The organism is Neptuniibacter sp. QD48_11 (genome assembly GCF_047778095.1).
In the GTDB taxonomy this organism is placed as follows: Bacteria; Pseudomonadota; Gammaproteobacteria; order Pseudomonadales; family Balneatricaceae; genus Neptuniibacter.
On sequence record NZ_CP180551.1, the window covers coordinates 1,775,638 to 1,789,339 of the forward strand.

13 protein-coding genes are annotated in these 13,702 nt (G+C 42.5%); 6 read left to right on the forward strand and 7 right to left on the reverse strand.

Annotated features, from left to right (window positions below):
• Positions 1-67 precede the first annotated feature (67 nt).
• The 5 genes from ACMXYU_RS08170 (at position 68) to ACMXYU_RS08190 (ending at position 2,902) form a co-directional block, all read left to right on the forward strand.
• On the forward strand, positions 68-748 hold the full coding sequence (locus tag ACMXYU_RS08170) for a DNA-binding protein (RefSeq protein WP_415901074.1): 681 nt from the start codon (positions 68-70) through the stop codon (positions 746-748).
• Between the two features lie 154 nt (positions 749-902).
• Positions 903-1,352 carry a response regulator gene (locus ACMXYU_RS08175; RefSeq protein WP_415901075.1) on the forward strand — a complete coding sequence of 150 codons (450 nt, stop codon included), beginning with the start codon at positions 903-905 and terminating at the stop codon, positions 1,350-1,352.
• A gap of 85 nt (positions 1,353-1,437) precedes the next feature.
• A complete protein-coding gene (locus ACMXYU_RS08180; protein ID WP_415901076.1) occupies positions 1,438-2,109 on the forward strand; it encodes a response regulator in 672 nt (223 codons plus the stop codon).
• Between the two features lie 28 nt (positions 2,110-2,137).
• Entirely contained in the window at positions 2,138-2,419 is a 282-nt protein-coding gene (locus ACMXYU_RS08185; protein WP_415901077.1) for a hypothetical protein, read from the forward strand.
• Positions 2,420-2,764: 345 nt separating this feature from the next.
• A complete protein-coding gene (locus ACMXYU_RS08190) occupies positions 2,765-2,902 on the forward strand; it encodes a hypothetical protein (protein ID WP_415901078.1) in 138 nt (45 codons plus the stop codon).
• 310 nt (positions 2,903-3,212) lie between these two features.
• Here the strand turns inward: ACMXYU_RS08190 and ACMXYU_RS08195 are convergent, their stop codons facing one another.
• The 4 genes from ACMXYU_RS08195 to ACMXYU_RS08210 are packed head-to-tail and all read right to left on the reverse strand — an operon-like array spanning position 3,213 to position 9,455.
• Positions 3,213-6,407: a type I restriction endonuclease subunit R gene (locus ACMXYU_RS08195; protein WP_415901079.1), complete on the reverse strand. Its 3,195-nt coding sequence runs from the start codon at positions 6,405-6,407 to the stop codon at positions 3,213-3,215.
• 24 nt (positions 6,408-6,431) lie between these two features.
• Positions 6,432-7,577, reverse strand: a complete 1,146-nt coding sequence (locus tag ACMXYU_RS08200; protein ID WP_415901080.1) for an NYN domain-containing protein — start codon at positions 7,575-7,577, stop codon at positions 6,432-6,434.
• Positions 7,578-7,611: 34 nt separating this feature from the next.
• Positions 7,612-8,772, reverse strand: coding sequence for a restriction endonuclease subunit S (locus ACMXYU_RS08205; RefSeq protein ID WP_415901081.1), 1,161 nt, complete (start codon positions 8,770-8,772; stop codon positions 7,612-7,614).
• A 2-nt stretch (positions 8,773-8,774) separates the two neighbouring features.
• A complete protein-coding gene (locus tag ACMXYU_RS08210; protein WP_415901082.1) occupies positions 8,775-9,455 on the reverse strand; it encodes an N-6 DNA methylase in 681 nt (226 codons plus the stop codon).
• A 251-nt stretch (positions 9,456-9,706) separates the two neighbouring features.
• On the opposite strand from ACMXYU_RS08210, the gene ACMXYU_RS08215 reads away from it, so the two are divergent.
• Entirely contained in the window at positions 9,707-9,877 is a 171-nt protein-coding gene (locus tag ACMXYU_RS08215; protein ID WP_415901083.1) for an NrtR DNA-binding winged helix domain-containing protein, read from the forward strand.
• Between the two features lie 6 nt (positions 9,878-9,883).
• On the opposite strand, the gene ACMXYU_RS08220 is transcribed toward ACMXYU_RS08215, so the two are convergent.
• From ACMXYU_RS08220 to ACMXYU_RS08230, 3 genes are all read right to left on the reverse strand, one after another.
• Entirely contained in the window at positions 9,884-10,678 is a 795-nt protein-coding gene (locus tag ACMXYU_RS08220) for a SapC family protein (protein WP_415901084.1), read from the reverse strand.
• Between the two features lie 252 nt (positions 10,679-10,930).
• The gene (locus ACMXYU_RS08225) at positions 10,931-11,782 is read right to left on the reverse strand and encodes an efflux RND transporter periplasmic adaptor subunit (protein WP_415901085.1); all 852 of its coding nucleotides are present in this window, start codon (positions 11,780-11,782) and stop codon (positions 10,931-10,933) included.
• A 9-nt stretch (positions 11,783-11,791) separates the two neighbouring features.
• Positions 11,792-13,666, reverse strand: coding sequence for a preprotein translocase subunit SecA (locus ACMXYU_RS08230; RefSeq protein WP_415901086.1), 1,875 nt, complete (start codon positions 13,664-13,666; stop codon positions 11,792-11,794).
• Positions 13,667-13,702 lie beyond the last annotated feature (36 nt).

Sequence of the window (13,702 nt, forward strand, 5' to 3'; positions counted from 1 at the left end):
TAAAAATTGAAACAAAGCGGCGCGCGTATATAATAATATGTATCATTTGATACATATTTAATATTGTATGAAACAGAATACACAGAATTTGGTAAAAGAAACTGCCGATAAGCTGTTGCGTGAAGGCATAAAGCCCACACAGCAGAACATTAGAGATCGAATTGGAACAGGCTCAATTACGACGATAAACAAAGCGTTAAATGTTTGGTGGTCTGAGCTTGGGCTGCGTCTTGATGAGGCTGAGCGAAACCCAGACATTCCAGAGCCGGTTGCCAATACTGCTAACAAGCTTTGGCTACAAGCGCTTGCTTATGCTAATAAGGAGCTCGATTCACAAAGAAGCGCCATGGAAAGCGAGTTTGCTGACAGAGCTAGAAAGCTGTCTAGAGCATCTTCTGCTGACCATGGAGAGTTAAAGGAGCTGAGGGCGCAATGTCTTCGATTGCTGCAAGATAATGAAAGACTCTCAAATGAGAAGGGTGATGGCCTTCTAAAAATCGCAGAGTGCGAAACAAAGCTTATCGAGAGCCACTCAGAGATATCTCGTCTTACAAGAGAGTTGAGGCAGGCAGAGATAATGTCTGAAGGCAGCTCTAATATCGATCAATATATTGAGGTTCAAGTGGAGAATCGCACCCTGCAAGAGGAGAATAAGAGACTCAATAGGGCAATTGATATTCTTACGGGAGAGAAGGCTGAGCTGCAGCTAGAGGTGATAAAATTAAAGCAAATGTTATCGCCTAATTAGAATCCTAAAGTAGTGATGCTATATATTATTAACGATGTTAATCTTCATTAAGCTTTGTGCAAAATTGATTCATAGCTTGCTGAGCATATCTTTAATAAAATAATGCTTGCTACAGGTAAACTAATTTCTATCTATTTATAGGTAACTATCTGAAATGGATATAGTTTTAAGAGAATCAGCACAAGATCAAGAGATTGTTGATGCCTTACATCAATGTGGCCTTGATGATGCTGTGTGCTGTAATAGTGAGCAGGACTTCAAACAGGCTAAGGTTCTTCTTCTTAAAGAAAAGCTAAAGAATGTAACAATTCAGCTTCTTGATGATGATGGCTATGCTATTAAGCAGGTAACAAGTAAGCCCAAAGATCCAAGGATAGCCCGCGAACAGCTTAATGGTAGGCAGGTGGCGGTTGTTAAGGCGCTGGAGAAGGTGCTTAGGCATTGTAAGAAAGAAGGTGTCCAGCTTGTTGGTTATAGTGATGAGTTGGTTGCTTTGCCTGCGCACATTCCAGTTGAAGAAATTTCGAATGCTGGGGCCATGGATGTTGAGAGCTTTGATGTATACAAAGGTGCCGATGCTATCGCGCCTTCAAGTGATATTTAGAATAATAAATTTATATAAATCAGATAATTAGGCCGTAAACTTGAGCTTAAATATCTATGGGCAACCTGGTTATTAGGAAGCGAATATGTCGACCCCAATTAAGATTTTGCTTGTTGATGATCACCCTTTAGTTAGGGCTGGATTTCAACGCCTGCTGATATCTGATGAAAGCATTGAGATTGTAGGGGAGGCAGATAACGGTCAATCGGCTTGTGAGATGTACTCGCAATATGAGCCTGATGTCGTGATTATGGATCTGAATATGCCTGCAGATTCAAATCCTGAAGAGACTGCTTCTAATAATCTGAATGGCGGCCTTGAAGCGATTCGACGAATTATTTCAAAAGACCCAAAAGCAAAAGTGCTGGTATTAACAGCAATGGAGACGGATCCATTTCCAGCTCACGTTGTAAATGCTGGAGCTAAAGGCTTCTTAACCAAAAGGTGCGCTCCTGATGAGCTTTTAGAGGCCGTAAAGGCGATTCATAAAGGTGAGGAGTACATTACCGAAGAGATACGCTCACGAATCAATGGAGACTCTTCTGGCGAATCATCTTTAGGCAGTCTTACAAAGCGTGAATTGCAGATATTCTCGCTGCTGGCAGAAGGCCGGACGGTTGCTATAGTCGCTGAAGAGATGTTTTTGAGCCCTAAAACCATTCATGCTCACCGTACAAACATCTTTAGAAAATTAAAAATTAGCAACAATTCTGAGCTAGTTCACCTCGCAATTCGTCACAACATCGTCCAAGCTTAAGGTAACTCTCTTAAACGAGGTTGCCGATATGAGTGTACTGGACTTTACAGAGTTGCACCTAGAAACCGAGTTTCTTTGGAATGAAATTTCTGTAGGCGATAGCGTAATGCTTGACGCTGATCTATACGAATCCAATAGCTGTAAGCTCCATAAGTACCAGCCTTATGAGGTTCTGGCTAAAATGCACTGTATGGCGCCAGAGCCATCTGTCTTAATCGTCGAGTCTGATGTGACAGGCGAGCTCATAAACCTTCATCCAGCGCTATTGTGTAGCTATCAATCAGCTGAAGTACCCATTACTCATTCATAGCTTTTTTATCCGATTTTGCTTTCGTGCTTTAAATTTAGTCTCCAATTGAGCATATTTTTTTCTAGTTAAGATCTAGGTATTTATTGCTGCAAAAGTAGGTGTTAAATCTAATTTTGTTGGTGTTTACTGACGTCATATTTTTATCAGCTATGAGGCGTTAAGAGTAGCTTTAATTTATGGAAAAGCGAGCACTTGCATAGATTATAGCTATTGGTAACTCACAATATCATACTTCGCATAATATATATTATGTTAAATAGGATGTTTATATATGTAACTAGGTCTATCGCCTTCTTTGTGTAGATACGTATTGAACATATAACCTTATATGCGGAGTTAGAATTTATGTCTACTACAAAGATGACCCAGAAAGCTGCTTCAAGAATTCAAAGAGCAGAAGCAAAGAAATTTGGAGGAAAAGTGAAACCTAAAAGTTTTCCTTCTCGTGCAACACGTGCTGTGGCAAAGCAAGGAGACAAATAATGGATCAGCATGATGATGACAACCGATCTTGCCAGTTAAACCCTGAGCATGATGCTTATTGGCAAAGTGATGTTTAAGGTTGATACTGATACTCGATATCAACCACACCTGAAACTTCCTAGCTTTACTGGTACATGCCTTTGCGGCTGTCGAGCAGTTATCTGGAAATACCTAGTTTCAAATTAATGCTGATACTTTTTGATTTTGGGCTTATTACCCTTCGTGCGGAGAGCTTCGTAAAATAATTTTTCACAGGTAAAGTATCGAAAAGAACAACGTAGCGCACGCTGTTCTTTTGACTTATTTGGGATTAATGGGCGTAAACGCTTTGCCCCTGGCCTGGGTATTTCTCATAAACGTGCATAAAGACTTCTGAACACGCTTTTGGCCATAGGTCATCATCGTAAGCTTCTGGGAGCTCATCTAGGACTTCCTCTATCAGATTTTTAATCTTAGCCTTTGTGCGCTGTTTCTTTCTCCAATCGATTACCAGTGCGTCCTGCATTTTCTCGATCAAAGCCTTAGCGATGCCTTTAACTTGTGTGCGTTCCTTATCAGATAACGTCACGTCTTCAAGCAGCAAATCAAAGACAGCCAACTCTTCTTCTGTAAGGCCTTCTTTAACCGTGCGTTTGTCTTCTTCGTTAAGCTCTCGGATAAACGCTTCAAGACGTCTGAACAGCTCCTCAGCGTTGTAAGCGCCAAGATTGTACTCTTCAATCATATCCAGGAACTTCTGCTGCAAATCCTGTCGTGTACGGTTACGCATAATCATTGGTTGAAGCTTACGTTCAATGATGTTTTTCAGGCGTTCTGCATCAGACTGTTTCGGGCTGGTAATACGAGAAACCATCTCCGCTAACGCATCAAAGTCGATACCTGCAATATTAATAGGCTCGGGTAAATTGCTGTTTATATTGATGGTTTCAATAGATTCGTCCAGTAGTTCGTTAACCTGATTCCTTACAACATCAAGTACATCTTCATCATCGATGCTCAGGCCTGATTTCTCGCGCATCTGCTTATATATCACGTTGATAGCAATGCGATGTGGAGTGAAATGGGTAGCACTATCATCAGGCAGGATTGCTTTAAATATGCGGTTGATTTGTCTCAGATAAGAAACAAACTCTTCTTTGTATTCAGGATTTAGCAGTATTTCACTCGCTTCATCCAGTAGAGTTAACTTCGTGAAATCTGTTGCAGGGGCATCAAGAATGGCCTGAAGATCAACATCGCATTTCTTTAGATAGATCATCAGATCAGTGATTGCGGCTCTGAGAGCGCTCAGAAGCTCTGTTTTATCTCTGGCAGGGGTATCAACGGTGTAAGTCCCCTGCTCTTCAGCTACGCCGCCACCATAGAGCCCCAGCGCATGCTGTAGGGCACCGAATATATTGATGTAATCGACTATTTGTCCTGCGGGTTTACCTGGATATACACGGTTAGCCCGTGCAATCGTCTGCATCAGAGTGTGGCTCTTCAGCGGTTTATCGATATACAGTGTCGATACAGATGGCGCATCAAAACCCGTCAGCCACATGGCACAGACGAATACGATTCTTAGTTCGTCATCTGGATCTTTAAACTTCTCGTCCAGCTTCTCTTTGACGAAGCGCTCTCGATGAGTTTTGTAATCAATACCACGTTTAGCAAGCTTCTCATCATCATTCTGACCGCCAGAAACGACAACAGCCATATCCGCAGTCCGCATATGTTCTATCTGGTATTCAATTCGGTTTAAGCGTGAGCCCGTCAGGTGCTTTGCCTGAAGCTCAAGGCTGGAAAGCTTCTTCTTCCATGCTTTCTGTACCTGATCGTACATACGAATTGCGGTGGCTTTATCAATTGAAACCACCATTGCTTTACCTAAGCGACCATCTTTGAATGGCTCACGGTTTATATAGTGGTTAACCAGATCTTCCGCGATCTCTTCGAGGCGATCCTCACGGGTGATGATGTGGTATTGCTTTGCAAACTCGGTCTCTAGACGTGTTTCCTGTTCATCAGTGAGATCAGCATCATCAAGAATCTCTGCGATCTGCTCGCCGATGTTATCAGCAAGCATCGTCATTTCAGGAACACGGTTTTCGTAATACAGAGGCAGTGTTGCTCCATCATCAACCGCATCAGAGAAGTTATAAGTAGATACATAATCACCAAATACTTCTCTGGTTTTCTCCTCACCAGAGAGTAATGGCGTCCCCGTAAATGCCATAAACGATGCATTAGGCATCGCTTTACGCATATTCATCGCCAGAGAATCATATTGACTGCGGTGTGCCTCATCGGTAATCACAATGATGTCATCCCGTTCAGAAAGAACAGGATAATCACCCTTCTCATCACCTTTGAATTTCTGAATCAGCGTAAAGACAAAGCGGTGATCTTCAGCCAATAACTGTTTCAATTCAGCACCAGAGTCTGCCTGGCAATCTTCAGTGATCAATCCTGCTGAGTTAAACGTTTTATAGATCTGGTCATCAAGATCAGTACGATCAGTGATTAGTACGAACGTCCAGTTACCTGTATAACGACGAAACGCCTTTCTGGTAAAGAACACCATTGAAAAGCTCTTGCCACTACCTTGGGTATGCCAGAAAACACCTAACTGCCCTTTGGCTAATGTGCTGTCACTGGATTTCTGCTCTACTGAATTCAGCCCCAGCAATGCCTGGTTAACACCAAGGTACTGGTGATACTTAGCTACTATCTTGATCGTCTCTTTAGAGCGAACATAAAGAATGTAGTTTTCGACAATATCCAGCAGACGGTTCTGCTCACAAACACCGCGAATCACCACCTCTAAACTGACCTTGCGTGGCTCAGACTCAGACTCGATCTTCTTCCACTCAGCAAAGTGTTCCCACTGGCTAGAAATCGTGCCTACACGGGATTGAATGCCGTTAGAAATGATGATTATCTGATTAAATACAAAGAGTTGCGGAATGGTGTTGCGGTAATCTTTGAGATTGTCTTTGTAGCCATTTATTAGTTCTTTATGGCTGGCTTTAAGCTCAATAAACAGGAGTGGCAGACCATTAACAAAACCTAATAGATCAGGACGGCGGTTCTCAATTTCACCGCTGATCGTCATCTGGCTGCAAAGAAGAAAGTCATTATTCGAAGGTTCTGACCAATCGACAAATCGAACCGTACAGTCCTCTTCATCTTCTGCATTGCTGATATAGTCATAGCCATCTTTCAGCAGTGCGTAGACCTCTTCATTTGCAGCTATTGGGCTCATAGCGCTTCGATCACGCGCCATTTCATCAATCGCTTCCTGAAGGATACGTGCAGGGATGGTTGGATTAAGGCTAGTTAGTGCACTGCGAAGACGGCTGTATAGAATAACATCATTACGGGTTTCTCTTCCCAGGGGATGCTCTTCGGCTACGCCCTGCTCCCCGAAGGCTTCCTCCCAACAGGTAACCGTTTCCCAATTTAGCTGACTGAAAAGGTTGATTGCAGGTTGTTCTATAAGTCCGTCTTCTGTGTATGTCATCTATCCGTATTCCCTAACACATCCCTACAACATTTTTTCTTTGCATGTTGTTGGGTAAAGGAGTGGTTCTAATCGTTTTTGGTTAAAAACCACCTCCTCTTTGTCACATGCTGACTGTACTCGCGCAATAGCGGCATTGTTTATCTCATTTATATAATTCGATGAGCCTTTATATTGCCAGTATTTGTTACCTTGCTGGTCTTCTGTTACTTCAAATAGCTGTGCTTTTTGTAGTGTCCTAAGGCCTTTTTTAATATCACTAGATGTTGCGCCCCGAATAAGCTTTTGCCCTTTTTCTGAAGAGACATACTGAACTAGGTTTTCTTTGAGGTCAGACACCTCGATAGGATCTGTGCCAAATAAAGCGCTATGAAGGTTCACGATCAGGTTATGTGAAGCAAATGGCCAGTTCATCTTCCGCAGGAACTTACGGTATTGCTCGGTCACTTCTTCAGGCTCATCAGAAGAAGCCTCAGCACTTCTCACAGGATTAAACAGTGCCATCCAGTGAGTTTTATTCTCTGCCTGATAGATATCGATATTTGGGATGTCACGCATAAACGCTGAGAAGTTGGTGTATCCCCAGCTACGTTCATCAAAAGCGTTGTCGCGTGTCATCAGCGTATTTTTGATGGCACTTAAAGGCATAGGTTCAGCATTTGCTTCTAGGAGCTCTTCAACCAGCGCTCTTACTTCACTGAGCTCGGACTGCGCGTCCTGCTCCTCTGCGATATCTGTATAGATATAACGAGTACAGGAGGACTTTACGCTTTCACTTAAAGGGGAGCGAGGTCCGACCCCAAGCACTTCTTTACCCATCTCCCGTAACCGACGGAAAAGCGGTGAGAAATCAGAATCACCTGTTGCCAGCACAATTTGCTCAATGTCAGTTACACGGATAGCGTTTTCCAGCACATCCATAGTGAGCTGGATATCCGCAGAGTTTTTACCGCTTACAGGATGGAAGCTATGAACCAGATCAAATCCCAAACGATTTAGAGGAGCCTGTAATTTCTGTATATGCGGGCTACTCCAGACACCGTAGGCCTTACGGGTAACGATGCGGCCTTTCTCACTTAGATCATTTACAAGCTTCTCAAGTCCATCCTCTTTTACCCATTGGGTGAGGTTCTCCACGTCAACGAATATCGCTATTTTCGTTTTATCCATGTGTATATTATTCCTTTCTCTACAATACCTCAGCCTAGCCCAAGTCTATCTGACCACTGGTTAGCTTTGGAAGAATAAGGTCACGCTGTGTTTTTAAGTTTGAGTTACGTTTTTGCAGATTGAGGGTTTGGTCAAATATCGGAGCGGTAATAGAGTGAAACGCTTCAAGAATTTCCTTTTTAGGCATTATTAATTCGATATTTTCAAATTTACCTTTGCTAACATTTGTCATTGTCGCACCTGAGGAACCAAGCTGCTTAATTAGCGGCTCTATACCTGCTGCAAAAAGGTAAAAGTACTCTCTGTTATATTTATCATTAAACAAGACAGAATTAATCTGCTGATTGGTCTGGACCGTACAAGAAGTGAGGACTGCAACCCCTGCTTTAGCTCCTATGCACGCTACACACACAGAACCTTTGGGTATATATTTCCCTATCTGGGAGTCAGCGCCAACAATTGAAAGTCCATCTTCAATATCATTGGCAAAAATAGAACCGTGCATATCTGGAGTTTTTAGGAAAGGAACATCCTTAGAACTATAGTATTCAGGTTTCTTTTTACTGGGTGTTTTTCCCGTAACGACTTGACCAAAATCTAGTATCTTTTTAACTTCCCACCCCTCAGGAATCATCCCAAGCGAAGAATCAACCATCTGGCATTGCTTATACCCTGGAAAACGAAATTTAACAAACCACTCGCGGTAGAGGGATTGGGCCATCTCTTCCAGAATGGCGATACGGCGATTATTGTTTTCGATTAAGACATCATACGACTGTATGACGTCTTCAATGCCCTTTTGTACCGAGATATCAAATGGAAAGTGAATGTCCATCATATGTAGATGATTTCGGTTGAGTCCAGGCACAGCCCCTGCAGCATTTAGGGATGCAAGATTTAGTGTCGAAAGGAAATAGCTAATAAATCTTGGCCTGTTACCTTTAAAATCTTTTATATAAAGAGCAGTATTTAAAGGCCAAAAATTATCCTTAATGTAGAAAACTTCACCGAGTGTTCCATATCGTCCAGTTACAACTCCAGGTCCCTCCACTTTAAACTCATTATGAGTTCCAGAAGCACCTGAAGAAGATATGATTTCATATTCGCCTTCTACTCTTTTTTTCTTAGGTAAGTCGTAACCACGTTTAAACTCAACTACATCACCGAGTTGGCATTGTTTCCACAGCGGATTCATCGTTAAGAACCCATTACCTTAGAAAGATTCAAAGTGATCTCACGTTCAAGTTTATGAGATTCTAAATTCAGAGTTTCCAGTTCTTCTTGAAGAGCCAGGATTTTAGCTACGAAATCTTCATCATGCTCTTCTTCACCTGCTGCAACACCAACATACCGCCCTGGGTTTAGAGACCAGCCTTGTGCTTTGATCTCTTCAATCGTCGCAACCTTACATAACCCTGCAATATCCTGGTACTGGCCATCTGGGAAATGTTTATCGACAGCCCATTCACCATTATTAGCTTCTTCAGGATGTTGGTTCAAATAGATGTTGTCGATGCCTTCGCCGCGATAAATGCGGACAATATTGGCAATAAAATTAAGCTGTTCGCTGGTGTAATCACGTACTGCTCTGGTCACTTGACGGAAGATATGACGGGCATCGACAAACAGAACTTTATCTTCCCGATCTGTACCTTTCTTAGCTTTATCAAAGAACCAGAGAGAACATGGAAGGGTTACGGTATAGAAGAAATTACTGGATACAGCGATCATCACATCAACTGCTTTGGATTCAATCAGCTTTTGGCGAATCTCCTGCTCCGAAGCGCGAGCATCACTAGCAGAGTTAGCCATAACGAAACCCGCACGACCTTTTTCATTAAGCGCTGCGTAGAACATCTGAATCAGCTTAATTTTCAACTCATCTCTAAGTCCTTGAAATCCCAGAAGCTGCAGTATCAAAACTAATCTGAAACATCAAAAGCCGTGGTGAAGATGAGCGACCAGAGGATTGGTACGAAAGAACCCATGACCTTGCTTTTGATCACCATGATTTAATCAATACAGCGAGAGAAAGACTGAAGAATAAGACTGCCTATACTGTACTGCCCATTCATATTATCAGAGCACCCTTTTCTCTGACGCAATTACAGCAGGCCTTCGAGATTCTGATGGATAAGAAATTAGAGAAGAAATCCTTTAGGCGTCGTATGGCGAATGCGGAACTATTAAAAGAGGTAGGAGAAGGTAAACCTGAAGGCGGGAAAGGCCGTCCTGCAGCGCTTTATATCCCCGCCCCTGGTTCTGAAGAACATCTATTTACCCGAGCATTTAACGATTAAGTTTATTTAATTTAACGCTTCCCCTTCATTGGGTTCATTTGCATCTAACGGTGGCACGGGAGTTTGTAGCTCTTCACTGTTTGAACTCTTGGCAAGATCAATCATCAATGAGAAGTTTTTCATAGACTGGAGATGGATGTATATCATCTCTAGCTCTCCACTTTGCGCCAACTCAGATAGGGTATCGCCAGGTAGTGCGTTTAATTTTGCACGGTTAATACCTAAAAAGCCTGTTAAAGACATTTGTTGGCCTGTATCCAAAGCCACTTTGGCCTGCATCGGTTCAAATAGATCTAACTCTTTAAGTTTATTTGCAAAGCCTTGAGTACGCTTAAAGTGTGCTTGGTATTCTTCGACAAAGGAAAGAACTCCGTTTAAGTATTGTGTTCTTTGCCCTTCAGCATCGAATAATCGTTCCCCAACTCCTTCTTGATTAAAGCCACTAAAGCTTTCATCAATACATAGCATCAACGTTCCGCCGTCGTCTGTGGTTGAAAATACGAACGGATAACGACGTACGAAAGCCGGGATATACTTAGCTTTCCAGTTACCCTCATCATCAACAAACATATTTCGTTCATCAGATACGCCCAATATGGCTACAGGGAGAACATCTGAGCCAGCTTGAGCAAATACTATAGGGTATTCCTGTGCTGCATTTGGAAATTCTACAGCCATTAGCGGAACTGAGTTGGTCAGTTTAGCGTATTCGTAATTTTTACCGATTTTGACTGACCAATCGCGGTGTTTGGTACTGGAGACAGGCACTGCATTTGTATAAAACAACAATTGCTTACTCACGACATTCCCTCCGTGATATTGATATGTGAATGGCAACGGGCCATTAATAATCATCACAAACGGCAGCTGTGTGTTTTAACGTTAGAAACGTCCGTTTTTATGCCGTAGGGAACATCTTGTAATTATTGTTTTATGGCCCTCGATAACTATAGCTGAAGATAGGCTTTAGTCAGGTTATTTGCCTTTAAATATTGGTTATTCTTTGTGCTTATATCCTCTTACAAATATTCTTAAAATCCTGCTTGAACAGCTCTATTCAGATGTATCAACAGCGGAGATAGCCTCAGGTTCATTTGGATTGAATGTGATGTTGCATCTAACACCACTTGGAATAGTCAGTCCTGGGTTTGATAATTCTAATCGAACACCAAAAGTATCGCTGGCAGGGTCAACAATCTTATCAACTACGGCGACTTTTGCAGGGTGATCTTTTGCTCCGGGATATTCTGGAAGAACCGTTGCTTCCATTCCTACAGTGATTTTCCCGTAAAAGTCGACTGGGACGATCAGTTCAACATTCAGAGGATCAACTTCAGCAACCTGTAGAATAGGACGATTATCTACGGATTCTCCTAATGAGATTTTTCTATCTACGACGATTCCATTTAATGGACTTCTAATAATTCTTCTATCATAAAATTTTTGAGCCCTTTCCTGTTCTATCTTTGCTACGGCTTGTCTGTTTATTGCCTGTTTAAGCTGTAAGTTAGCTTTTGAATAATTAGTGCGAGCTTCATCTAATAGTTGTGCTGAAATTGCTCTCTTTTTATGTAGCTCTTTGATTCTTGAAAGCTCCCTACTAGCGAAGTTGAGATCTGCTCTCCTTTCAGATACCTCAGCAGTAATGCTTGCTCTAGCTTTTGCTAATTTAACCGTTACTTCCTCAATATCTGCGTCTAGCTTGGCTATTTCTTGACCCATAGTGATTAGATCGCCCCGATCTACTAATAGCGCTTCAACTACGCCCTGCTCCCTAGTACTCACATCTGCTAATGAATGAGGCTTAATGAGGCAATCGAATCCTTCCAATTTATCATCTGCATATGAACTCGGTATTTGGTTTATAGCCATGATTATTCCCAAGTGAAGCAAGAGGCTTTTCATAAAATTTCCTCATTCCTGTTGGCCGGAATATGACAACATATTCCCTAAATGTTCATCGATTCGAAGAAGCTCTTTTCTAACTTGTGCGTGTTTATACTCAGCGATCTTTTGTGAAATTAAGACGCTAATTTTTCTAAAGTGGCTTTTAGGGGATGCTGTATGTGATTGTAGATTCCAGATCCATTTAGGGCTGAATTTAGTCACAATTTCATCTTCTAATGAAAGGATATATTCGTAGCTTCCAGGATCTCCTTGCCTAGCAGAACGGCCGAATAACTGACGATCAATTCGGCTGGCTTCATGTTGCTCTGTCGCAATGACATGCAGGCCGCCTAAAGCGATCACGCCTTCTTCTAAATGGATATCTGTACCACGTCCAGCCATATTAGTTGCAACGGTTACACGACCTTTCATGCCAGCTTGGGCGATGATTTCTGCTTCATTTAGGTCCTGCCGTGCATTCAGAACTTTGTGCGGTATATCGAGCTCTTGTAATAATTGGCTAAGATTTTCAGATGCTGCTACAGACCGTGTACCAACCAATACTGGCCGACCTTCAGTTCTCATCTGATAAATTCGAGTTAATATGGCGTTGTTTTTAAGATCATTATTTACGTACACTCGCCAGCCCATGTTCTTTCTGATCTGTGGTTTATTTGATGGAATTACCATAGTGCCCAAGCCGTACACAGCCCATAACTCTCCGGTGATCTCTTTTGCAGTGCCGGTCATGCCAGCTAAGTGCAGGTAGCGTCTAAAAAAACGTTGGTAGCTTATACGTGCCAATGTCTCGGGCTGAGAGGTTATGGGGCAGCCTTCTTTAGCTTCAATCAGTTGATGAAGACCTTGTTCCCATGAACGGTCAGGCATAACACGGCCTGTATATTCATCAATAATCAGAACTTTGCCGTCTTTTACCAGATAGTGAGTGTCTTTGATAAAGTAATTTAGTGCGCTTAGCGCTTGCCTAATTAAATTCTCGCGCCTTTTTTTACCTCGCCATAAGCCACCTAAGGTATCGCCAAAGCTATCAAGTTTGGCTTTTCCGTTCTTGGTAAGCTCAATGGCTCGTTCTTGATCTATGAGTTTAAAGTCTTCTGTAGGCTCTAGTTCTGCAGCCATCTCCAATGCTTGTTCGTAGATCTGTGACTCTTTGTGATTATCGGTTTGTTTAGAAATAATTAGAGGTGTTTTGGCTTCATCGACTAAGACGGAATCTGCTTCGTCTACGATGGCGAAACATAATCCCCTTAGCAGAACATTGCCCTGCTGCTTACCATCATTGCAGAGATCATCCAATTCATATCGGAGGCGGCCACTGTTATGGCCCATAACGATTCGATCTTTTAGGTAATCGAATACAAGCTGTTTATTCGTGCAGTAAGTGACATCGCATTCATATGCACTGCGGCGTTGTTCAGGTGTCATCCCTTCACTAATCAAGCCAACGCTGAGGCCTAGTGCTTTATAGATTGGCCCCATCCACTCTGAGTCCCTTTGTGCTAAATAATCATTAACGGTAATGATATGAACAGGAATTCCACTCAGGGCCGCTGTGCACGCAGGCAGTGTTGCTGTTAATGTTTTACCTTCACCGGTCTGCATTTCGGCTATCTTGCCTTTGATCATGGCCCAGCCACCCATGATTTGAGTATTAAAATGCCGAAGCCCTAAGGTTCTTTCAGCAACCTCACGAATAAGAGCAAAGCAGTGAGCAGTTGAGTCATCAGTCAGGCCGCCTACGCTGAGAGATTCCTTTAGCTCTCTACATACTGTGGCCAACTGATCATCGTTCATTGCCGTTAATGGCTCTGAATGACAGTTTACTTGCGTGATAAAACTATCGAAGCGCTTTTCTTTTAACTCAGGAACAAGCTGGCGCAAGCTCCCTTCTATTTGCGAAGCAATGCGGTCTAGCCT